This is a genomic window from Acinetobacter sp. F9 (genome assembly GCF_019195275.1).
Lineage (GTDB): Bacteria > Pseudomonadota > Gammaproteobacteria > Pseudomonadales > Moraxellaceae > Acinetobacter > Acinetobacter pseudolwoffii.
The window spans coordinates 2,458,075-2,479,783 of the sequence record NZ_CP078068.1 but is presented as its reverse complement, the minus strand read 5'-3'; the positions used below and the strand labels follow the sequence as shown (position 1 = coordinate 2,479,783).

Annotated in this window: 21 protein-coding genes; 4 read left to right on the top strand and 17 right to left on the bottom strand. The window is 44.5% G+C overall.

The window, feature by feature from the left end; all coding sequences use genetic code 11:
- Positions 1-54: 54 nt before the first annotated feature.
- Positions 55-825 carry an SDR family oxidoreductase gene (locus tag KT990_RS11810; RefSeq protein WP_159138482.1) on the top strand — a complete coding sequence of 257 codons (771 nt, stop codon included), beginning with the start codon at positions 55-57 and terminating at the stop codon, positions 823-825.
- 22 nt (positions 826-847) lie between these two features.
- Here KT990_RS11810 and KT990_RS11805 read toward each other — a convergent pair whose 3' ends face one another.
- From KT990_RS11805 to KT990_RS11725, 17 genes are all read right to left on the bottom strand, one after another.
- Positions 848-1,495, bottom strand: a complete 648-nt coding sequence (locus KT990_RS11805) for a 4'-phosphopantetheinyl transferase family protein (protein WP_218208828.1) — start codon at positions 1,493-1,495, stop codon at positions 848-850.
- Between the two features lie 146 nt (positions 1,496-1,641).
- Positions 1,642-3,051 (bottom strand): ribosome biogenesis GTPase Der, encoded by a 1,410-nt coding sequence (gene der, locus KT990_RS11800; RefSeq protein WP_005095683.1) that lies wholly within the window; start codon positions 3,049-3,051, stop codon positions 1,642-1,644.
- Positions 3,052-3,222: 171 nt separating this feature from the next.
- Positions 3,223-4,371: an outer membrane protein assembly factor BamB gene (bamB, locus tag KT990_RS11795; protein WP_218208827.1), complete on the bottom strand. Its 1,149-nt coding sequence runs from the start codon at positions 4,369-4,371 to the stop codon at positions 3,223-3,225.
- Positions 4,368-5,063: a YfgM family protein gene (locus tag KT990_RS11790; RefSeq protein WP_005095680.1), complete on the bottom strand. Its 696-nt coding sequence runs from the start codon at positions 5,061-5,063 to the stop codon at positions 4,368-4,370. The genes bamB and KT990_RS11790 overlap by 4 nt, the downstream gene beginning before the upstream one ends.
- Positions 5,064-5,093: 30 nt before the next feature.
- Entirely contained in the window at positions 5,094-6,389 is a 1,296-nt protein-coding gene (gene hisS, locus KT990_RS11785) for a histidine--tRNA ligase (RefSeq protein ID WP_005095678.1), read from the bottom strand.
- A gap of 3 nt (positions 6,390-6,392) precedes the next feature.
- Positions 6,393-7,514, bottom strand: a complete 1,122-nt coding sequence (gene ispG, locus KT990_RS11780) for a flavodoxin-dependent (E)-4-hydroxy-3-methylbut-2-enyl-diphosphate synthase (protein ID WP_005172685.1) — start codon at positions 7,512-7,514, stop codon at positions 6,393-6,395.
- Positions 7,515-7,537: 23 nt separating this feature from the next.
- Positions 7,538-8,329: a helix-turn-helix domain-containing protein gene (locus KT990_RS11775; RefSeq protein ID WP_074384029.1), complete on the bottom strand. Its 792-nt coding sequence runs from the start codon at positions 8,327-8,329 to the stop codon at positions 7,538-7,540.
- Positions 8,320-9,120 (bottom strand): type IV pilus biogenesis/stability protein PilW, encoded by an 801-nt coding sequence (gene pilW, locus KT990_RS11770; RefSeq protein WP_005095672.1) that lies wholly within the window; start codon positions 9,118-9,120, stop codon positions 8,320-8,322. The genes KT990_RS11775 and pilW overlap by 10 nt, the downstream gene beginning before the upstream one ends.
- A gap of 14 nt (positions 9,121-9,134) precedes the next feature.
- Positions 9,135-10,370: a 23S rRNA (adenine(2503)-C(2))-methyltransferase RlmN gene (rlmN, locus tag KT990_RS11765; RefSeq protein WP_005095669.1), complete on the bottom strand. Its 1,236-nt coding sequence runs from the start codon at positions 10,368-10,370 to the stop codon at positions 9,135-9,137.
- 122 nt (positions 10,371-10,492) lie between these two features.
- On the bottom strand, positions 10,493-10,924 hold the full coding sequence (gene ndk, locus KT990_RS11760; protein ID WP_004647460.1) for a nucleoside-diphosphate kinase: 432 nt from the start codon (positions 10,922-10,924) through the stop codon (positions 10,493-10,495).
- Between the two features lie 110 nt (positions 10,925-11,034).
- The gene (gene iscX / locus KT990_RS11755; RefSeq protein ID WP_005172695.1) at positions 11,035-11,235 is read right to left on the bottom strand and encodes a Fe-S cluster assembly protein IscX; all 201 of its coding nucleotides are present in this window, start codon (positions 11,233-11,235) and stop codon (positions 11,035-11,037) included.
- Positions 11,236-11,323: 88 nt separating this feature from the next.
- Complete coding sequence (locus KT990_RS11750; protein WP_179999129.1) at positions 11,324-11,875, bottom strand: phosphatase PAP2 family protein; 552 nt, start codon at positions 11,873-11,875, stop codon at positions 11,324-11,326.
- Positions 11,876-11,905: 30 nt separating this feature from the next.
- Entirely contained in the window at positions 11,906-13,177 is a 1,272-nt protein-coding gene (locus KT990_RS11745; protein WP_180101273.1) for a glycosyltransferase family 4 protein, read from the bottom strand.
- A 91-nt stretch (positions 13,178-13,268) separates the two neighbouring features.
- Positions 13,269-13,502 carry a hypothetical protein gene (locus KT990_RS11740; RefSeq protein ID WP_159516235.1) on the bottom strand — a complete coding sequence of 78 codons (234 nt, stop codon included), beginning with the start codon at positions 13,500-13,502 and terminating at the stop codon, positions 13,269-13,271.
- A gap of 326 nt (positions 13,503-13,828) precedes the next feature.
- On the bottom strand, positions 13,829-14,845 hold the full coding sequence (gene ilvC / locus KT990_RS11735; protein ID WP_005172704.1) for a ketol-acid reductoisomerase: 1,017 nt from the start codon (positions 14,843-14,845) through the stop codon (positions 13,829-13,831).
- Positions 14,846-14,948: 103 nt separating this feature from the next.
- Positions 14,949-15,440 (bottom strand): acetolactate synthase small subunit, encoded by a 492-nt coding sequence (ilvN, locus tag KT990_RS11730; RefSeq protein ID WP_004278369.1) that lies wholly within the window; start codon positions 15,438-15,440, stop codon positions 14,949-14,951.
- Positions 15,437-17,164: an acetolactate synthase 3 large subunit gene (locus KT990_RS11725; RefSeq protein WP_218208826.1), complete on the bottom strand. Its 1,728-nt coding sequence runs from the start codon at positions 17,162-17,164 to the stop codon at positions 15,437-15,439. The genes ilvN and KT990_RS11725 overlap by 4 nt, the downstream gene beginning before the upstream one ends.
- A 688-nt stretch (positions 17,165-17,852) precedes the next feature.
- Here KT990_RS11725 and KT990_RS11720 point away from each other — a divergent pair.
- From KT990_RS11720 to KT990_RS11710, 3 genes are all read left to right on the top strand, one after another.
- Positions 17,853-18,203: a DUF4124 domain-containing protein gene (locus tag KT990_RS11720; RefSeq protein WP_218208825.1), complete on the top strand. Its 351-nt coding sequence runs from the start codon at positions 17,853-17,855 to the stop codon at positions 18,201-18,203.
- Positions 18,204-18,327: 124 nt separating this feature from the next.
- On the top strand, positions 18,328-20,964 hold the full coding sequence (gene leuS, locus KT990_RS11715; RefSeq protein WP_218208824.1) for a leucine--tRNA ligase: 2,637 nt from the start codon (positions 18,328-18,330) through the stop codon (positions 20,962-20,964).
- A gap of 204 nt (positions 20,965-21,168) precedes the next feature.
- Positions 21,169-21,702: a hypothetical protein gene (locus KT990_RS11710; RefSeq protein WP_218208823.1), complete on the top strand. Its 534-nt coding sequence runs from the start codon at positions 21,169-21,171 to the stop codon at positions 21,700-21,702.
- The last annotated feature ends 7 nt before the right edge of the window (positions 21,703-21,709 follow it).

The following is a 21,709-nucleotide window of genomic DNA, read 5'->3' as shown; positions in this document are numbered from 1 at the left end:
GCTGCCTGTTTCTTGTTATGCTCAAGAAAAAAAGACAATAAGGAGATCAAGCACATGCACAGTATATTGATTAGTGGGGCAGCACAAGGAATTGGCGCCGCGACAGCCATGCTATTTTACCAGCACGGCTATAAAGTCGGTATTTATGATATCAATGTGGCACAGGCCGAACAGCTGGCCCAGCAACTGGGCGAACATGCCAAAGCTGGCTTTCTGGATGTGGCAGACTATGCTTCCTGGGAAACAGCTTTGGCGGAGTTTTCAGCCTGGGCCGGTGAAATCAACATTCTGGTAAATAATGCCGGAATTTTATATTCAGGGCCTTTTGAAGACACCACAATTGCAGCGCATCATCGCACGCTGGATATTAATGTTAAAGGTCTCCTCAATGGCTGTCATGCCACTTTCCCTTATTTAAAAGAATCTTCCTTTGCTCGTGTCATTAATTTATCCTCGGCATCCGCCATTTATGGACAGGCCGATTTAGCCTCTTATGCGACCAGTAAATTTGCCGTGCGCGGTCTGACTGAAAGTCTGGATATTGAATGGCAACCCTATGGGATTCGGGTGCTTGATGTGATGCCACTTTTCGTCAGTACAGCCATGGTGAAAGATATGCAGGCAGAAAGTATTAAAAAAATGGGGGTACATTTGAAAGCAGAGGATGTCGCACAGGATATTCTAAAACTGGTACAGCTTAAAGATTCCATCTGGCACGCTACGCACCATCCGGTTGGATTAAAAAGTAAATTTTTATTTCATCTATCACGTATGAGTCCACAGTTTGTGAACCGAATCAGCAACCTGTTGATTGCCAGACAATAGAGTCTATTTCTACTCTGCTGATTTAAACAGATTGATGAATCTGGATTAGCGGAAATCTGAAACCCTTGTATGAATGCTCACTTTGCCAGGCCACGGTGAGCATACATCCTGCCATATTATAATTTTGATAGGCATAGACGCCGATCTCTGGATGTTCACATCTTCCACCATTCTGATCTGGATGAATCTGGGTATTTAACTCATTCAGGTTGATGCGTATGCCCAGTCCTGAGGCCTTTAATACAGCTTCCTTGGTGGTCCAGACCTTAAACCAGTATTCGGAATCATAGTCCAGTGCCTGCCACTGTTTAAGCTCTTCAGGATGAAAGGCATGTTGTGCCATGGCTTCAAATCGAACCTTACGGCTCAGCTCTTCAATATCAATTCCCAAATTCTGGACATTATTGCTCGTTGCCAGAGCATAGAAATTTTGACTATGGCTATGGTTAAAGTTGAAGTCTGGATGAGTGTGGAGATAGGGTTTGCCGAATGTAGTCCGCACAACATCCTGATTGAAGACAGCGGATTCCAAATGACTGGATAAAAACTGATTTCTTAACGCGGCTATCTCAATCTTACGCGCTTGAATCTGTGCCTTACGTTCCAGGAGTTGGTTGCTTTGACTCGCGTCAGACAACGCATGCAGATCAATTCGAATAAGTGAAGTCACAATGGTTTTTCAATCTATATTTACTTTGAATCTATTGTAAGAGAGTTCATCAATCTTTGACCATGAGAATTGCCTTACATTTGAGAATCTAAGAGGGAAAAAAGCCTGCATCAGCAGGCTTTTTATCGAAAACTTAACACAAAAAATTAACGCTTAAATTTCTTTTCGGCTTTCTTGAACTTCTGTACATAACGACGTTTACGCGCTGCAATACGCTCATCCATCACCGTCTTACGCCCTTCAAACGGGTTTTCAGAGGTTTTAAACTCGATTTTAATCGGCGTACCTTCAAGCTTGTATACTTTACGGAATACGTTTTCAAGATAACGACGGTAATCCGCAGGGGTTTTATCGACCTTGTTACCATGGATCACGATGGTTGGTGGATTCTGTCCGCCCATATGCGCATAACGCATTTTAATACGACGACCCTGAACCATAGGCGGTTGGTGGGCATCTGTTGCATCATTTAAAATCTGGGTGATTTTTGCCGGTGATACTTTCAAACGAGATGAATCATAGGCACGGTGAATCGAAGGATAAAGCTCACCCACACCCGTTCCATGCAATGCAGAAATCAAATGCACTTTTGCCCATGGAATGAAATCGAAGCGACGCTCTACATCTAGCTTACATTGCTTGCGATCATATTCAGTCATGTTATCCCATTTGTTGACAGCAATGACCATGGCACGACCCGCTTCAAGCGCATAGCCAATCAGATGCAAATCTTGCTCTACAATACCATCACGTGCATCGACCACAACCACAATCACGTTGGCATCTTTCATCGCCTGTAAAGTTTTAACAATCGAGAATTTCTCAATCATTTCATCCACTTTACCTTTACGACGCACCCCTGCAGTATCAATCAGGGTATATTGACGGCCATCACGCTCGAATGGAATATAAATCGAGTCACGTGTTGTACCCGGCTGGTCAAATGCCACCACGCGCTCTTCGCCGAGCAAACGGTTCACCAGCGTAGATTTACCCACGTTTGGACGACCAATAATCGCTAAACGCAGACCAGTGTTTTTATCATGCTCTTCCGGGTTTTCATCTTCCGGTACATCGGCAAGCACGTCTTCCAGCATTTGCTGAACACCACGACCATGGCTGGCAGCGACTTGTAGCGGCTCGCCCATGCCGAGTTTGTAGAATTCAACCAAGGCAGCTTCAGCATGTACGCCATCGACTTTATTGGCCGCCAGAAAGACCTTTTTGCCTAAAGTACGCAGTTCACGTGCAATCTGCTCATCGGAAGCCAGCAGTCCGGCACGCGCGTCGACCACAAAAATGATAATATCGGCTTCATGAATGGCAGTTTTAGATTGCTCTGCCATGTACGAGTCAATACCGCCTTCATTTTCACCAATACCACCGGTATCAACCACAATGAAAGATTTATTTTGATAGGTTGCATCGCCATATTTACGGTCGCGTGTCAGACCAGCAAAGTCTGCCACCAATGCGTCACGGCTCTTGGTAATCTGATTGAACAGAGTTGATTTTCCGACGTTCGGACGACCAATGAGCGCAATTACGGGTTTCATAGAGTAACCTTTATTCAATAATCAGGCAGTCAAAGTGGCCTGAACATCAGAAAGTATAGGAAGATATAAGGGGAAAAATACCCTAAATAAAAACACGGGGCATTGATTTTTCAATCACCCCGCGTTCACAAAAATACGGTTGCGGCTAGTTTAACATAAGGCTCGTTAAAATTAACGGTTCTGCCAAATGCTTAATGTGCCCTTGCGTGTAGAAACATAAAGCTGGTTGTCGATCACGCGTAAGTTACGCACTTCACCAGAGGTTTTCGAACGACCAGTAATTTGTCCGGTACGCGGATCAATCAGGTGCAACACACCATCCAGATCACCGACCACCAAATCCGTGCCTAACATCACTGGATTACTGAGCTGACGATTCAACAATTGATCATTTTCCCAAAGCGGTTGACCCGAGCTAATCTCAAAAGCTTTAATTTTGCCATCAGTTTGCGCCACGAATACGCCATTGCCGACAACTTCTGGACGCTGGATGCTGCTGGCATCTTCACTCCAGATGACTTGCTGTGAAGCCAAGTCCAGTACAGTCACCTGACCTTGATAACTGGTCGTCACCACAAACTGGCCTGCAACGACCGGCTCACCGTCAATATCGACCAGACGCTGAATATCAGAACGGCCATCCGACACGGCGACACGACGCTGTAACTTTGGTACGCCACTTAAGGCATCCAGTGCATAAATATACGCATTTGAAGATGCAATCAGCACATTACGCGCATCTAATGGCACAGGAGCCGCCATACCACGCAGGCTGAATTGTACATTAGGCAGGTTATAAGTCCAAACTTGTGCACCGCTTGCCACTTCATGCGCATAGACCATACCGTCATTGCTCACACTAATCACACGACCTGCATGAATCAGTGAAGGCGCCAGTAAAGCACCCGTCAATTGTGCAGTCCATTTTTGCTCACCGGTTTGCTGATCGAGTGCAAACAGTTGGCCCTTCTGGCTACCGACAACAACCAGACCCTCGGCCGCTTCAACGCCAGAACTTAGATTATCTTTGCTGACTTTTTTCTGCCAAAGACGCTGTTTGCCCTTAAATGCAGACACCTCACCTTTTGGATCAATCGCAAAAACCACACCATTGTCTGCATCCAGACGTAAACGCAATGGATCGGCAGCATCTGTCGCAGATACACTGGTGGAAAATACAGGAACCAGTGTTTTGGCTTGGGTCAGTTTTGGAAGTGGGTTCGGTTTTACTTCTGGAACTTTATTTGTTTTACCTGCACAGCCAGCCAGTGCAAGCGTTAAAACAGTCAAGGCACAGGTAATTTTGTATTTTCTATTCATGCAGCTTCTTCCGCTTGTGTTTCTATAATTGGGCGTTCGATTTCTGGATCATCGACCAACACGCCTACGCTTTCGAGCTTAATTTGTAAAATCTGACGTTCTTCTTTACGTTCAATCAAGGCATCCCATGCACTTTGATATACTTTTTTCGCATTTTCAATATCATTTTTGGCAACATAGATATCGCCACGTGCTTCATCGGCAGTTGCTTTAAACGCAGGTTCAGTCACTGCTTCTAAAGTTTTCAATGCAGCATCATATTTTTTCTGTGCCAGTTGCGCATAAGCCAGACGAAGTTTGACCACCTGAACCAGACCTTTATCGTCTAGTGTCGAGTTTTCAACTTTTTGTAGCGCTTTCTCAGCCGCAGCATAATCTTCTTTGTCATAGGCCAGTTTCGCCATGACCAGCTGAGTCTGAATGGCCTGAGCTGAATCTGGTGCTTCTTTGACAATTTTGTCCGCAGTTTCAGACAGCTTGGCAAAGGCATCGCCCTGCGTCGCCTGTGCATCATCCATCAACTGCTGAACCTTGGCAGTGTGCATTTGCGACTCTGCCAGGTTTTTCTTCTGCCAATATTCCCATCCAAAAAAGGCAATCAGCGCAATCAAAATCCCTGTAATGATCGAAGAACCATATTTCTTCGTAAAGGATTTTAAGCTTTCAAACTGTTCATCACCCACTGCGCTCATGAGACTACCCTTTTCCTGATGTTTTATCGATTATTTTAAAGAAATTTTAGCACTAAAAAATGCAACGAAGTCCGTAAATGGCACATTCGATTGCTCTGCGGTTGCCAGTTCTTTCACCGTAAAAGTCTGCGCTTCAAGTTCACGCTCACCTAAAATCGCAGCAAACAAAGCACCGGCCTGATCGGCCTTTTTCATTTGCGACTTCATTGAACCTTGAGAGCCCACTTTCAAACGCACCTGACTCCCCGCTGCTTCAAGCTGATCACGGATCTGTTCAGCAATGACCAAGGCTTGACCTTGAGAAGCCGGTTCAGCCACCAGGAATACTTCACAATCACGCGTTGGTGTATTGTCTTCAACCTGTTCAAGCAGAAGCAATAAACGTTCGATACCCATGGCAAAACCAACCGCAGGTACAGACTGATCAGGCTTGCCCTTCAATTGACCAACAAGACCGTCATAACGGCCACCGGCACAGACGGTTCCTTGTGAACCTAAATGTGTTGTGGTCCATTCAAACACAGTTTTGTTGTAGTAGTCTAAGCCACGTACCAGTTTTTGGTTGATCACAAAACTCACGCCGGCATCAGTCAGGTACTGTTGTAACTGGGCAAAATGCGCCAGAGTTTCTTCACCCATAAAGTCATGCAGTTTCGGTGCATTTTCTAGGATGCTTTGGGTTTTGGCATCTTTAGAATCCAGAATACGCAGTGGATTCGTGGTCAGACGGCGCTGAGAATCTTCGTCCAGATCGGCTTTATGTGACTCTAAAAATTCAACCAAGGCTGCACGATAGGCTGCACGTTCATCCGATTCGCCTAAAGTATTTAATTCAAGTTGAACCTTGTCCGCTACGCCCATACGTTTCCACAGACGTGCAGTCATCAAAATCAGCTCTGCATCCATGTCCGGAGTCGCCACACCAAAGGTTTCTACACCAAACTGGTGGAACTGACGGTAACGGCCTTTCTGTGGTTTTTCATAACGGAACATTGGCCCGATATACCAGACGCGAGGAGTCGCACCACGAAGCAGATTATGCTCCAGCATGGCACGTACACAGCCTGCAGTTCCTTCAGGGCGTAGTGTCAGAGACTCAGGCGGATTACCTTTGTCCAGAAAGGTATACATTTCTTTTTCAACGATATCGGTGGCATCACCGATCGAACGTTTGAACAGATTGGTCTGTTCAACGATAGGCAAACGGATTTGTTGATAGCCATAAGCATCCATCAAACCCGACAGATGTTGTTCAAGACGTCTCCAAGCTGGGCTTTGCGTTGGGAGAATGTCATTAAAACCTTTGATTGCGACGATTGAACTCATGATCTACTCAGAAAAACTTGTACGAATAATTTCTTTAGATTTAGCTTCTTCAAGCTCGGTAACACGTTGACGAACCATATTTTCGATCTCATCAACCAGTTGATTGGTATCAATTAGATGGCTTTTTTCACCATTACGATACACCAGTGAACGTGGCGCTGCACCTACGACACCGATATCGGCTTCTTTAGCCTCGCCCGGCCCATTTACTTTACAGCCAATCACCGACACATCCATTGGAGTACGAATATCTTCCAGACGTTCTTCAAGCTGCTGCATCACGGAAATCACATTAAATTCCTGACGTGAACAGCTTGGGCAGGCAATAAAATTAATGCCGTTGGAACGCAGACCCAGCGATTTTAGAATATCAAAACCGATTTTAATTTCTTCTTCAGGCTCGGCAGCAAGCGAAATACGCATGGTATCGCCAATGCCTTCCATCAGCAAACCACCCAAGGCGATTGCAGATTTAACCGAACCTGTACGGTAAATACCGGCTTCGGTTACACCCAAATGTAGCGGATTATCAATTTGCTGAGACAGCAAACGATACGCATCCATGGTCAGGAACACATTAGATGCTTTAACTGAAATTTTAAATTCCTGAAAATCCAGACGGTCTAAAATGTCGATATGACGCATCGCAGATTCAAGCAATGCTGCACCTGTCGGCTCGCCATATTTCTTTTGAATGTCTTTTTCGAGTGAACCGGCATTGACACCGATCCGCATTGAAATATCATTATGACGTGCTGCTGCCACCACTTCACGAATCTTTGCTTCTGAGCCGATATTGCCCGGGTTAATCCGCAAACAGTCTGCACCGAAGTCCGCAACTGCCAAAGCAATTTTATAGTCGAAGTGAATATCGGCCACCAAAGGCACATTCACCTGCTTACGAATTTCACCAAATGCTGCCGCCGCTTCCATCGTAGGCACAGAAACCCGCATGATGTCTGCACCGGCATCGACACAGCGCTGGATCTGTGCAACCGTGGCTGCCACATCACAGGTTTCAGTATTGGTCATAGACTGGATACTGATTGGTGCATCACCACCCACATAAACTGAACCGACACGAATTTTACGTGTTGGACGACGTTTAATTGGATTTACGATCATGGTTTTGCTCTACTCTTGATCTGTTAAGGTGACAAACGGAATTCTGCTTTTCCGTTTACGGTATAAGGTGACAATGAAATATTTTCATTATTCAGGCTGAGTGATACAGCTGCCGCATCATCAAGACGAATCTGGAATGGTGCTTCACCATTGAGTTGCAAACTCGATGCCTGACGGCCAGTCGCTAAAACGTTACCGGCTGAATCGACGATATGCACAGAGGTCGGACGGTTAAAATCGAGTTTTAGCTGGTCGCCAGACAGTGCGGCGCCTGCATCCAGATTCAGAATCTCGATATTGGAAGCACCGACTCCAGAAACTTCACTGCTATTTTGCGAATTACTGCTCGACCAGTTTTGAATCATGGCAAACAGTGCGCCCAAAATTAGCAGCAAGACCAGCGTAATAAAAATGCGCTTTAACCATTTACGGTTACGGTCACGCTTGGAACCTGGCAATTTCCCCATAATTTTGATGGGGGAATTATTCAGCGCATGATTGGGCAACAAACCCGTATCATTGGTATAAATTTCATCAAAACGCTGAATAATAGTCGACGCATCTACACCCAAAAGTTTGGCATAGATCCGGTAATAGCCTTTGATAAAAGTCGCCTCAGGCAAAGACTTATATTCATCCTGCTCAAGTGCAGTCAGGGTTTTGACCGGAATATTCAGCTCTTTGGCCACATTTTCCAGATCACGTTGCTGATTGAGACGAATCTGGCGCAAGTACTCGCCCGGACGTTGAATATTTCCTAACGCATTTGGAGCTACGCTCGAATGATTCGAAGGTGAATTAGGATTTACTTCCATACGGCCTCAGTACTGTACTGTAATTGCAAATAACGTTGGTATTCCTGGCTTTCAGGAAACAATGCACGTAACTGGTTCACCAATACCTGCATCCCCAACTGATCACCACTGGCACGCGCAGTGCGAATGCCAACCCAGAGCGCACGGGCACCCTGATTTTTCTGTCCCACACCACGCGCAAACTGTTGATACAGTTGTGTCGCTGCCGGGAACTGCTGGTTTAAATAAAAAATTTCTGACAACTCTAACATTGATATATATGAATCGCGATTCGCCTGAAGCGCCTGTTTGAATGATTTTTCAGCATTCACCACATCGCCCATTTTCAGGTAAATACGTCCCATATTTTCCAGCGCACGGAAACGCTGATCATAACCTAAAGTTGCACCGGCAATGTTAAACTGCTCGATCGCATCATTATAGCGTTCTAGCTGATATAAATACGTGCCATAGTTGTTGCGTGCCTGTGCATTTTTCGGATCTGCCGAAATCGCACGCTTGAAATAAGCATCTGCTTTCTCAAGATTGAGCTGACTACCTTCCTGTTGCAATAGCACGCCCATCATCATATTCGCTTGCGAATCACGCGGAGTCGTTTCGAGTGCCTGATCCAGCGCACGTTTGGCTGCATCCAGATCACCTGTTCTTAAATACTCTGCCGCCAATTGGGTACGGACTTTGGTGGCTTTTTCAGGATCTTTCTGACTCAAATCTGGCGTTTGACATGCAACCAAAGCTAAAGACACACATACTGTTGAAATCAAAGCAATTTTAGATGTTAGATTTCTCAACTGGCGACCTCTTATTATCCTTGTGAACGCATAATCTCATTTGACTGCGCAATTTTCTTTTTCCACTGTTCCGCACGACGGGTACGATCAGCCACTTGACCTACAAGCTGTCCACACGCCGCATCAATATCATCACCGCGTGTCTGACGAATCGTACACACAAAACCGGCATCAGACAAAGTTTTTTGGAAAGAAATAATGCGGTTACGGCTTGAACGCCCATAAGGCGCGTGCGGGAAAGGGTTGAATGGAATCAAATTAATCTTGCTCGGCAAGTTCTTCAGCAGCTTAATCATTTGCTGTGCATGTTCAGGATGATCATTCACACCATCCAGCATCACATATTCAATGGTGACGTGTTTACGTGAACTTTCATTACCATCTTTGGCAATATAACGCTGACACGCCGCAATCAGTTGTTCTAACGGATATTTCTTGTTGATTGGCACCAGTTCATTACGCAGTTCGTCATTTGGTGCGTGCAATGAAATTGCCAGTGCCACATCAATGTCTTTGACCATTTGATCGATTTTCGGCACCACACCTGATGTCGATAAGGTCACACGACGTTTCGACATGCCATAAGCAAAGTCGTCCAGCATAATGCGCATGGAATTGAGTACGGCATCGTAGTTAAGCAGTGGTTCGCCCATGCCCATCATGACCACATTCGTGACTGAACGTTCACGATCTGCCACAGGCACATCTTCCATATAGGAATAGTTCGCCACCCACAACTGACCAATGATTTCTGACTGGTCTAAATCGCGCTGAAAACCCTGTTTACCGGTTGAACAGAATGAACAGTCCAGTGCACAGCCCACTTGAGACGAAATACACAAGGTACGACGTAGGCCACTACGATGTTCAGCAGGAATCAACACAGTTTCGACGAGTGAGCCGTCACCATCACCAACACGGAAGACCCATTTCCGGGTACCGTCTTTAGAATAATTTTTATGCACCACTTCGGGCGCTTTAATTTCACAAATACGTTCCAGTTTTTCACGCAGTTTGCCCGAGATATTGGTCATCTCGGCAAAATCGGTCACGAAAAATTGGTGAATCCATTTCATTACCTGTCCGGCACGAAACTTCTTCTCCCCCATATCCTCAAAGAATTTCTCCATTTGCGGACGAGACATGCCGAGTAGGTTCACTTTTTCCACAGCATTCTGCTGTGTGGGAGTGGACGGAGATGGTTGCTGTGCAGCTGAAACTGCAGATACAGCGACGACTTCAGTACTCATGTGTATTACCTAAACCATGTCTAAAGATCAAAGGAGAAGCTCAATATGTGAGCAAAGAATTATTCAAAGAATAAAAAAACCAGATAAGTATAATAACACTTATCTGGTTTGAATACTGCGAATTAACGAGTACGTGGAGCAATCTCAGTTTGAGCGAAGAAGTAGTTAACTTCACGGTCAGCTGATGCTACAGAGTCAGAACCGTGAGCAGCATTTTCGTCGATGCTTACAGCGAAATCTGCACGGATTGTACCAGGAGCAGCTTCTTTAGGATTCGTCGCGCCAAGGATGTCACGGTGAGCAAGAACAGCGTTTTCACCTTCAAGAACTGAAACAACCACTGGACCAGAAGTCATGAAAGCAACAAGATCAGCAAAGAAACCACGTTCTTTGTGCTCAGCGTAGAAGCCTTCAGCTTCAGCTTGAGTCAAGTGTTTCATTTTAGTTGCAACGATTTGAAGACCAGCTTTCTCAAAACGAGCAAAGATGTCGCCGATGTGGTTTTTAGCAACTGCGTCTGGTTTTACGATAGATAAAGTACGTTCGATAGCCATGATAGGCTCCTTAAGTCAATTGTTGACATGAAAATTTGGCGCATTATACCGAGATAATGCGCACTTTTCTGCTTTTACACTGTAAAAATATGCTTTTTTCAATCGGGCACTTAACGCGCTTCGTCAATCCATGCCATTTGAATCGCTTCCAGCAGGCCTTCTGTGGATTTAGTCGGGTCATCTGCAAACTCAGGCAAGGCACATACCCAGGCGTGTAAATCAGTAAAACGAATCCACTGCGGGTCCACATCTGGATGCGCTTCGTAGAGTTCAATCGCGATATCGAGGGTATCAGTCCAACGTAAACCCATCTCTATTTCTCACCATATTTGCTTTAATGCTGTACTTTAGCAAATTTATAAAAATCTGCGAGCTTTCGCCCCAGTTTTCACTTATTTTTTACAACATAATATTGAGATAAGGTGCGCTCAGCACAATGACCACGGCCATCATGCCTCCGATCATTGCCCCAACCGCGACATCACTTGGATAATGCAATCCCAGAATCATGCGCGATAAAGCCACCAGCAGCGTAAAAGGGAGCATCAACAGCAATAATAGCGGTGCAACATAACCCAAGAGCGTGGTTGCCATTACCGCATGCAAGGTATGTCCAGACGGAAAACTAAAATGATCCAGCGGCCGCTCACCCAGTCGAATCACCTGATGCACCTGATAAGGTCTTGGACGTACAGTTTTTGTTTTGAGAATTTTATAAATCAGCGTGCCGAACGTTCCGCCCAAAATGATATAGAGCATCTGTAGCCCATATTCCAAGCCACGAAATCCCCATGCGGCAAAACACATCACATACCAAAACACGCCATCCCCCAAACGGCTAATGATTTTAAAAAAAGCAGCGATTCGATTTGAGTGGGAGAGATGATTGAGGTAGACACAGCCTTTTAAATCTATTTCTAAAAATTTGAGTTTGGCATTGTGGATTTTCATCATGTTGCTCCCGCTCTTGTTTTAATTAGGTCATTTATTTTGCCTTGTGATTGAATACAGAACCTGTTCAAACTGCTCTACAGGATGTTGCCATCCGACCTTCTGTGCACAGTGTGAAGCATACACACCCATTCTTCTAAGTGTGTGATAATCTGGTAACTTTAAGATATTGGCTGTTAAATCTTCTTGTAGACCCAGTGAGCTGAGCCAGCCTGTTCGGTCGTGTTGTACATGTAGATGTGCACAAGCATAATCATAAGCAATAACCGGTAGTCCACTGGCCATCGCCTCCAATACCACATTGCCAAAGGTTTCAACCTGACTCGCAAAGCAAAACACATCGGCACTGGCATAGGCTTCAGCAAGCTGTTGACCACGCAAACTCCCGGTAAACACAATCGAAGCATCATGATTCAACTGCTCTAAGCGCTGTCGGTCTGGACCATCTCCGACCACCACCAGACGCACATCCTGACAATGCATATGACGCAATGTGAAATATGCCTGAATCACCACTGGTATTTCTTTTTCAGGCGATAAACGCCCGACATACAACATGATACGGGTCTCTTTGGAAGCTCCCCAGCTCTGGCGTAGGGAATCAGAACGCCATTTAGGTGAAAAGGCTTGTGTATCTACCCCTCGTCCCACCACAACCAGTGGACACGTCACTCCAAATTTGCGGAGTGCTTCGGCAGTCTCACGACTCGGTACACAGGTAATTGCGGTATGATTATGAAACCATTTGAGATAATGCTGAATAGGTTTAACCAAGAATGCCAAATCAAAGAAACGGCTAAATTCCTGAAATGGAGAGTGAAAACCGCTCGATACAGGAATTTTAAGGAATCTTGCAGTTTGCTGCGCGGCAAGCCCTAATGGGCCTTCTGTGACGATATGCACTACATCGGGTGCAAAGACTTCTACCGCATGGCGAACTTTTAGAAACTGCGGCCAACCGAACTGTAAGCCTGAATATTTGGGAATACGCTGTGCTTTAACCAAACATTCCCGATAGGGTTGAAATTCAGCACAGATGCCTTTTTGCTCGGGTCGAATCAATAAAATTTTATGCCCCTGTTTTTTCAGCCCTTTGCAGAGTTGTAACAGTGAATGGGCTACACCATTAATTTCAGGTGGCCATGTTTCGGTCACTATGGCAATTTTTAAGCGGGGGCGTACCAAATCTGCAAGCGCAGATGATTTTTGAGGACTTTTCAGACGTTGCTGTTTTAAGTCAAATTGAAAGCCATCAAGGAATGCTTGTTGTTTTGTTAAGGCTTGGCTGTAGGGCTGATTCATGTCGCACCTATCTTACTTATGTATGTTTTAAGCAAAGCATAGGTGTTCTGTGTGACTGTTTGATGAAGTAGCAAAAACTTAATAATGGGTGCTATGCAACCCGAAATGAGCCTTCTGAATTGAATATCATTTTGGCTGTAGAAGCTTTTTGATCTTTAATAGTTAGAATTAATCCTTTGTAGTAATTAGGGTCATTACAATCAATAAATACATCACGCTTAAAAATATCTTTTATCTCAAAAACTAAATTGCTCTCAATAAAATCATTAATATTTATTAGATTCTTTTCTGTACTAATCTCAAATCCTAAGCATTTAACTTTCATGCATTTTCCAATAAAAAACCCCATAATAACGAGGCCTTTATAGCATAAAATTCAACCAAAAGGAGTATTAATTCTTTTCCTTATCAACGATTTTGTTTACTTGAATCCACGGTACGAAAAAAATAAAGCACTGCTTTATTCTTCTTGAGGCACTTAACGTTAATACTAACATCATTATCACACACAAAAAGCCCCTGTTAAAAACAGGGGCTTTTTGACTTAGACATTAGAACTTAGTTCTTTTCTTTGTCTACGATTTTGTTTGCTTGAATCCAAGGTACGAAAGAAAATTAAAGCATGGCTTTACTTTTCTTGAGGCACGTAACTTAGTTCTTTTCTTTATCTACAATCTTATTCGCTTGAATCCAAGGCATCATCGCGCGAAGTTTGTTACCCGTTACTTCGATACCGTGAGCAGCGTTTTGACGACGACGAGCAGTCATAGATGGGTAGTTCAACGCACCTTCTTGAATGAACATCTTCGCGTATTCACCAGACTGAATACGTTTAAGCGCATTACGCATCGCTTCACGAGACTGCTCGTTAATTACTTCAGTACCCGTTACATATTCACCATATTCCGCATTGTTCGATACAGAGTAGTTCATGTCCGCGATACCGCCTTCGAACATCAAGTCAACGATCAATTTAAGCTCGTGTAGACATTCGAAGTACGCCATTTCAGGCGCATAACCAGCTTCAACCAAAGTTTCGAAGCCCATTTTAACCAGTTCAACTGCACCACCACAAAGAACTGCTTGCTCACCGAAAAGGTCAGTTTCAGTTTCTTCACGGAATGAAGTTTCGATAATACCAGTACGGCCGCCACCTACGCCTGAAGCATAAGAAAGTGCAACGTTACGCGCGTTACCAGATGCATCCTGGTGAATTGCGATTAAATCAGGAACACCTGAACCACGCTGGTATTCAGAACGTACTGTGTGACCAGGTGCTTTAGGCGCAACCATGATTACGTCAAGGTCAGCACGTGGAACAACTTGGTTGTAAAGAATCGAGAAACCGTGAGCAAACGCTAAAGTAGCACCTTGCTTGATGTTTGGCTCAATCTCGTCACGATAAAGTTGAGATTGGAATTCGTCAGGCGTCAAGATCATGACTACATCCGCTTGCGCTACAGCAGCAGCAACTTCAGCAACTTTAAGACCTGAATTTTCAGCTTTTTTCCAAGAAGTAGAGTTCGCACGTAAACCTACAGTGACATCAACGCCAGAATCTTTCAGGTTAAGCGCATGCGCGTGACCTTGTGAACCGTAACCAATGATCGCTACTTTCTTAGATTGGATGATAGATAAGTCAGTGTCTTTATCGTAAAAAATTTGCATTGCTGTCTCCGCTTAATGCTTGTTTGTCCGTTAAATCAGGCAATGACCCTTGTATTTACATTGCCTGATACCCCCTTCTTATTAGGATGAGGAAATATTTAAATTAGATGGTTAAAACTTTTTCGCCGCGCGCGATACCTGAAACACCTGAACGAACCACTTCTAAAATGGTGTGTTCTGCAAGTGCATCAATAAATGCATCAACTTTTTCAGTCGTACCTGCAATTTGAATGGTATAGGTTGTCGGCGTTACATCGACAATCTGACCACGGAAAATATCTGCGGTACGCTTAATTTCGTCGCGAGATGAACCCAATGCTTTGACTTTGATCAGCATCAGTTCACGCTCAATGTGCGCACCTTCAGACAGGTCAACCACTTTCACCACTTCAACAAGCTTGTTCAATTGCTTGGTGATTTGCTCAATCTTGTGATCATCGCCATAAGTGGTCAAAGTCAAACGAGAAAGTGTTGGATCTTCAGTTGGCGCAACGTTTAATGTTTCGATGTTGTAGCCACGCTGTGAGAATAAGCCCACTAAACGGGAAAGCGCACCTGATTCATTTTCTACGAGTACAGAGATAATATGTCTCATTTCGTGCGCTCCCCTTTAGCCAACCACATATCTTGCATCGATTGACCTGCAATCAACATCGGATAAACGTGCTCGGTACGATCTACCATCACGTTAATAAATACACACTTGTCGTTAATCGCCATTGCTTCTGCAAGCTTAGACTCTAGTTCATCGGCATGATTAATCTGAATACCGACATGACCATAGGCTTCCATCAGTTTGGCAAAATCAGGCAATGAATCTACATAAGAACTTGAATGACGTCCTTCATAGTTCATATCTTGCCACTGCTTCACCATCCCTAAAGACTGGTTATTCAGGCACAGGATTTTGACGTTCAGGCCATATTGCTTACAGGTCGACAGTTCCTGGATACACATCTGAATCGATGCTTCACCCGTAATACACACCACCTGTTGATCCGGGAAAGCAAGCTTCGCAGCCATTGCATATGGCAAGCCTACACCCATAGTGCCTAGACCACCTGAGTTGATCCATTGACGTGGACGTTTGTATTTGTAATACATCGCACCAAACATCTGATGCTGACCGACGTCAGAAGTAATGATCGCTTCACCATTGGTCACTTTGTCCAGTGCCTGAACCACTTGTTGTGGCTTCATTACACCATCAACACCCGCCTCAAAACGACCACCATGAACCTTGCGCCATTCATTGATCTGTTTCCACCATGCCGCAATCGCTTCAGGATTTGGCTTAGAAATATTAAGCTGTTTTAACTGGTTCAACATCTCATTCAGTACAGGCTCTACCGCACCGACAATTGGAATGTGCGCCATAATGGTTTTTGAAATCGTCGCTGGGTCGATGTCAATATGAATCACTTTGGCATTCGGACAGAATTTTGCCGGATTGTTGGTGACACGGTCATCGAAGCGCGCGCCTACACACAGAATCACATCTGCATTGTGCATGGTCATGTTGGCTTCATAAGTACCATGCATACCGAGCATACCGATGAACTGTTCATCATCACCCGGGAATGCACCCAAGCCCATTAAGGTATTGGTTACCGGATAGCCCAATAGATGCGCAAGCTCTGTCAATTGTGCAGATGCATTGCCTTGAACCACACCACCACCCGAATAAATTACTGGGCGTTTAGCATTGATTAATTCTTCAATCGCTTTACGAATTTGACCTGAGTGACCACGAAACGGTGGCTGATACGAACGCATCTTCACTTTTTCCGGGTATTCGTAAGCAAATTTTTCTGCAGGATTGGTCGCATCTTTAGGAATATCGATTACGACAGGGCCTGGACGACCAGATGACGCGATATAGAATGCTTTTTTGATGATTGCAGGAATTTCGCTGGCATGACGCACCTGGAAACTATGCTTCACGATTGGACGTGAAATGCCGACCATATCGGTTTCCTGGAATGCATCTTCACCAATCAGATGACTCGCAACCTGACCTGACAAAATCACCATCGGGATTGAGTCCATATAGGCCGTTGCAATTGGCGTTACCGTATTGGTTGCACCCGGACCTGAGGTCACCAGCACCACACCGGTCTTACCTGTGACGCGTGAGTAAGCATCCGCCATGTGACCGGCAGCTTGTTCGTGACGTACGAGGTAATGATTGATTTTGTCTTGTTGAAATAGCGCATCATAAATATGAAGAACTGCGCCGCCTGGGTATCCAAAAACATGTTCAACGCCTTCGTCCGCTAATGCGCGAACAAGCATTTCACCACCAGATAGAAGTTCCAACGTGATTCACCCTAATATTATGACACTGCACAAATGGGAGGCATTTGCAGTGTTTCATTTGTTAACTGTCTGCACTGTTATAGCACACAAATTTCATAGTTTTCATAGCAATAGGAAAAAAAATCTGATCTCTTGGCTGTTCGAGCAATACAAGACCTAAAACATGTTGGGATAAACATATTTTGCTTAGCTTTGTTCAATTTCTCGGCTAGAGAAATCGCCCACTGCATGAAATGACACTTAGTCGAAGGGTGATCGATTAAGGCATATAAAACTATTGCAGCATTCTTGTGTTTTCAGGCTTTAAAGTCAAGTTTAAAAAACAGGCAATATGCGCTTTAAAATACCTGATTTGCTGTTTTTAACAGCGATCTAGAGCAAGGACAGTAATAAAGAATTAATCTAATAATATTTAATCCAATAAAATTCATAAACTTATATATTTAATTTTATAATTTTTTAGTATGTCTTATATAAAAAAAATGAATGAATTTTTATTAAATCCAGTGAAGTTGTTTATCAATAAATTTTGTGTCTGAAAATTTACTCACCAATTCTACAAACGAGATGCAGAAGCTGTTCGACCCTTGATCATGAATAGAGCGTATAAAAATTCATTATTTTTACTGTGAAAATCACTACAATGTTTTGTAGTATTTTATGGCTAGAACACAGAGGCTCAAAAACAATGAAAATATCTTTTTTAACTGCCTTAAGTCTGAGTTGTGCAATTTCTCTGGGCATCTGTAGCAGCAGTGCTTCAGCAATCCAGTATTATAAATGGGTCGATGCCAAGGGCACCACGCACTATACGAAAACACCACCACCGAAAACAGCGAAAAAAGCCACAACTGTCGATACCTATGGCTGGAAAAACTCGGCACCGACACCGCCTAGAAAGAGTGAAACTGAAGTGCAAACAGAAAATAGCGCTCAAGAACAACTGCAACAGCCTCAAATTCCTGCAAATCAGGACCAGCAACAACGTGAAGCGAACGAAGCCTTGCAGCAATCGAAAAATCGAGCAGTGGCTTTATAAGCGACCTCCACTATGGAACTGATCATTTTTTCTTAGGGAAATGCCTGCGCAAAATTCACTTTTAGGTGCATTTTGCGCTATGCTGTGCAACAGACTTTTTTCACCGTAATTCACTGATACGTTTATGACTACTCACATTGATTCCGAATATCAAGCCAGTGCGATTGAGCCTCAAGTCCAACAGGATTGGGAATCTCGCAAAGCCTTTAAAGTTGCCGACAAAGTAGAAGGTCCACGTCGTTATATTCTCTCGATGTTCCCTTACCCAAGTGGCAAGCTGCATATGGGTCATGTGCGTAACTATACGATTGGTGACGTGATCAGCCGTTTCCATCGCTTAAAAGGTGAAACGGTTCTACAACCAATGGGTTGGGATGCTTTCGGTCTACCTGCTGAAAATGCAGCGATTGCACATCAGGTTGCACCAGCAAAATGGACATTTGAAAATATTGCTTACATGCGCGACCAGTTGAAAAAACTCGGTCTTGCAGTAGATTGGGATCGCGAATTTGCGACCTGCACCCCTGAATACTATCGCTGGGAACAATGGTTATTTGTTCAGCTTTATAAAAAAGGCTTGATCTACCGCAAGCTTTCAACCGTGAACTGGGATCCAGTCGATCAGACTGTGCTTGCCAACGAACAGGTTGAAAATGGTCGCGGCTGGCGTTCAGGTGCATTGGTTGAAAAACGTGACATTCCAATGTACTACTTCCGCATTACCGATTATGCGCAAGAATTATTAGATGATCTAGACACATTGAAAGACGGTTGGCCTCAACAAGTTCTGACCATGCAACGTAACTGGATTGGTCGCTCACAAGGGATGGACATTACCTTCCCTTCAGCAAATCCAGAAATCTATACGGACGGTTTAACGGTATTCACTACCCGTGCCGATACTTTAATGGGCGTGACTTATGTTGCTGTTGCAGCAGAACACCCAATGGCACTCAAAGCTGCTGCTCTCCAATCAGAAGCAGGCAACCCTGAACTTGCTGCATTTATTGAAGAATGTCGTATGGGTTCAGTTGCTGAAGCGGATCTTGCGACTGCCGAGAAGAAAGGTATGGCAACAGGCCTGTCTGTTAAGCATCCTGTGACTGGTGAAGAAGTTCCGGTCTGGATCGCCAACTATGTGTTGATGTCTTACGGTTCAGGTGCGGTGATGGCGGTTCCATCACACGATGAGCGTGACTTCGAATTTGCCAATAAATATGGCTTAAGCATCAAACAAGTCATTGATGCCAAAGGCGCTGACGATAGCGACTTTTCTGCAACAGATTGGCAAGAATGGTACGGTTCGAAAGAAGGCAAACTGGTGAATTCAGGCGAGTTTGACGGTCTAGATTTTCAGGGTGCATACGATGCATTCCTAGCCAAACTAGAACCAACAGGTCTGGCAAGCTCTAAAGTTCAATTCCGTTTACGTGACTGGGGTGTTTCCCGTCAGCGTTACTGGGGTTGTCCAATTCCAATGATTAACTGTCCATCATGTGGTCAAGTGCCAGTGCCTGAAGAGCAACTTCCTGTTGTCCTTCCGACTGACGTGGTTCCAGATGGTTCAGGCAATCCATTGAACAAGATGCCTGAGTTCTATGAAACGTCATGCCCAAGCTGCGGTGGCGACGCGCGTCGTGAAACAGATACGCTAGATACCTTCGTAGAATCATCTTGGTACTATGCACGTTATGCATCGCCTGACTTTACCGATGGCATGGTAAAACCTGAAGCAGGTCAAACCTGGCTGCCAGTCAACCAATACATCGGTGGTGTTGAACACGCCATTCTGCATTTGTTATACGCACGCTTCTTCCACAAACTGATGCGTGATGAAGGCGTAGTCCAAGGCAATGAACCATTCACCAACCTTTTAACTCAAGGTATGGTACTTGCAGATACCTTCTACCGTGAAGCGGATTCTGGCAAAAAAACCTGGTTTAACCCGGCCGATATCGAACTGGAAAAAGATGAAAAAGGCCGTGTGCTGTCTGCGAAATACACAGGCGATGGTCAAGAGGTTGTGGTTGGCGGTCAGGAAAAAATGTCGAAATCGAAAAATAACGGTATCGACCCGCAATCCATTATCGACCAATACGGTGCAGATACCGCACGTGTATTTATGATGTTTGCAGCACCACCGGATCAATCGCTTGAATGGTCGGATGCCGGTGTTGAAGGTGCCAACCGCTTCCTGAAACGTGTATGGCGTTTAGCAACAGGCTTCCTTGAAAAAGGTAACAGTGCATCAAACATCGACAAAGCGGCACTGTCTACGGCTGCACAAGACCTACGTCGTAAAACTCATGAAACCATCCAAAAAGTCGGTGATGACATCGAACGTCGTCATGCATTTAACACTGCAATTGCTGCATTGATGGAACTTCTAAACGCGAACAACAAGTTTGAAGCCCAAGATGACAATGACGTTGCTGTTGCACGTGAATCAATTACCACGCTGTTAACTTTACTTGCACCATTTGCACCGCATTTAAGCCAGACTTTATTGGCTGAATTTGGGATTGAATTGAATTCAACTTTGTTCCCTGCGGTAGATGAGTCTGCGCTGACACGTAATACGCAAACCATCGTGGTTCAAGTCAACGGTAAACTCCGTGGCAAGTTAGAAGTATCTGTAGATGCCTCTAAAGATGACATCTTGGCTCAAGCCAAAGCATTGCCTGAAGTTCAGCAATTCTTGACGGGTCCAACCAAGAAAGAAATTGTGGTACCGAATAAATTAGTGAATTTGGTGGTTTAAATCCTTAAGTTCCCTCTCCTCTCAGGAGAGGGCTAGGGAGAGGTAAATATATAACCCCTCATCCTAACCTTCTCCCAGAGGGAGAAGGAACTTTCTGAAGGATTTCACAATTCCCAAACAAAGCCCGTTGCCAGCCAGCGGGCTTTGACTTTACAATCCGGTTCAGGATTTCAAATATTTCCCTGAGGGAAAAAGAGGATACTCATGCATTTAGGCAAACGTTTAGCAGCAATTGTTTTAACTTGTGGTCTAAGTGCAGGCTTAGTCGGTTGTGGCTTCCATTTGAAAGGCACCAACCCAAGCTCGGCACCTGTGGCCTATTCTGTTATGAGCCTTTCTTTACCCCCCAATACTGAAGAATTACAAGAAAAGCTGGCGGTTTATTTAGGTGCTGCGGGCGTACAACTCAGTAATGCACCAGAAGCTTATGTTTTACGTGTTCTCGATTACACGCCGCGCCGCTTAGAATTGAATGGTAAGCTGGTAGAAACCTTGCTACGTTTAAATGTGACTTTTCGCATTGAAGATGCACAAGGCAATCCGATCACTGAACCACGCACTGTTGTGGCAACGCGTACTTATCAATATGACATTGAAACAGTCAACACTGATGACCAGGAACAAAAGTTTCTCAATCAGGTGATTATTGATGATGTGGCACAGCAGATCGCGCGTCAGATTTCATCGAACCGCCTACCCTTGGCCAAACAAAATACCCCAGCGCAACCTGCTCAATAAGAACGCC

Excerpts from the sequence above, each read along its gene's own strand:
- KT990_RS11740 (WP_159516235.1), bottom strand. The coding sequence starts at position 13,502 with ATGAAAGTTAAATGCTTAGGATTTGAGATTAGTACAGAAAAGAATCTA.
- KT990_RS11775 (WP_074384029.1), bottom strand. The coding sequence starts at position 8,329 with ATGGAAGTAAATCCTAATTCACCTTCGAATCATTCGAGCGTAGCTCCA.
- KT990_RS11720 (WP_218208825.1), top strand. The coding sequence starts at position 17,853 with ATGAAAATATCTTTTTTAACTGCCTTAAGTCTGAGTTGTGCAATTTCT.
- hisS (WP_005095678.1), bottom strand. The coding sequence starts at position 6,389 with ATGAGTTCAATCGTCGCAATCAAAGGTTTTAATGACATTCTCCCAACG.
- rlmN (WP_005095669.1), bottom strand. The coding sequence starts at position 10,370 with ATGAGTACTGAAGTCGTCGCTGTATCTGCAGTTTCAGCTGCACAGCAA.
- KT990_RS11710 (WP_218208823.1), top strand. The coding sequence starts at position 21,169 with ATGCATTTAGGCAAACGTTTAGCAGCAATTGTTTTAACTTGTGGTCTA.
- bamB (WP_218208827.1), bottom strand. The coding sequence starts at position 4,371 with ATGAATAGAAAATACAAAATTACCTGTGCCTTGACTGTTTTAACGCTT.
- KT990_RS11745 (WP_180101273.1), bottom strand. The coding sequence starts at position 13,177 with ATGAATCAGCCCTACAGCCAAGCCTTAACAAAACAACAAGCATTCCTT.
- iscX (WP_005172695.1), bottom strand. The coding sequence starts at position 11,235 with ATGGGTTTACGTTGGACTGATACCCTCGATATCGCGATTGAACTCTAC.
- ilvN (WP_004278369.1), bottom strand. The coding sequence starts at position 15,440 with ATGAGACATATTATCTCTGTACTCGTAGAAAATGAATCAGGTGCGCTT.
- KT990_RS11790 (WP_005095680.1), bottom strand. The coding sequence starts at position 5,063 with ATGAGCGCAGTGGGTGATGAACAGTTTGAAAGCTTAAAATCCTTTACG.
- ilvC (WP_005172704.1), bottom strand. The coding sequence starts at position 14,845 with ATGCAAATTTTTTACGATAAAGACACTGACTTATCTATCATCCAATCT.
- ndk (WP_004647460.1), bottom strand. The coding sequence starts at position 10,924 with ATGGCTATCGAACGTACTTTATCTATCGTAAAACCAGACGCAGTTGCT.
- KT990_RS11750 (WP_179999129.1), bottom strand. The coding sequence starts at position 11,875 with ATGAAAATCCACAATGCCAAACTCAAATTTTTAGAAATAGATTTAAAA.
- ispG (WP_005172685.1), bottom strand. The coding sequence starts at position 7,514 with ATGATCGTAAATCCAATTAAACGTCGTCCAACACGTAAAATTCGTGTC.
- leuS (WP_218208824.1), top strand. The coding sequence starts at position 18,328 with ATGACTACTCACATTGATTCCGAATATCAAGCCAGTGCGATTGAGCCT.
- der (WP_005095683.1), bottom strand. The coding sequence starts at position 3,051 with ATGAAACCCGTAATTGCGCTCATTGGTCGTCCGAACGTCGGAAAATCA.
- KT990_RS11810 (WP_159138482.1), top strand. The coding sequence starts at position 55 with ATGCACAGTATATTGATTAGTGGGGCAGCACAAGGAATTGGCGCCGCG.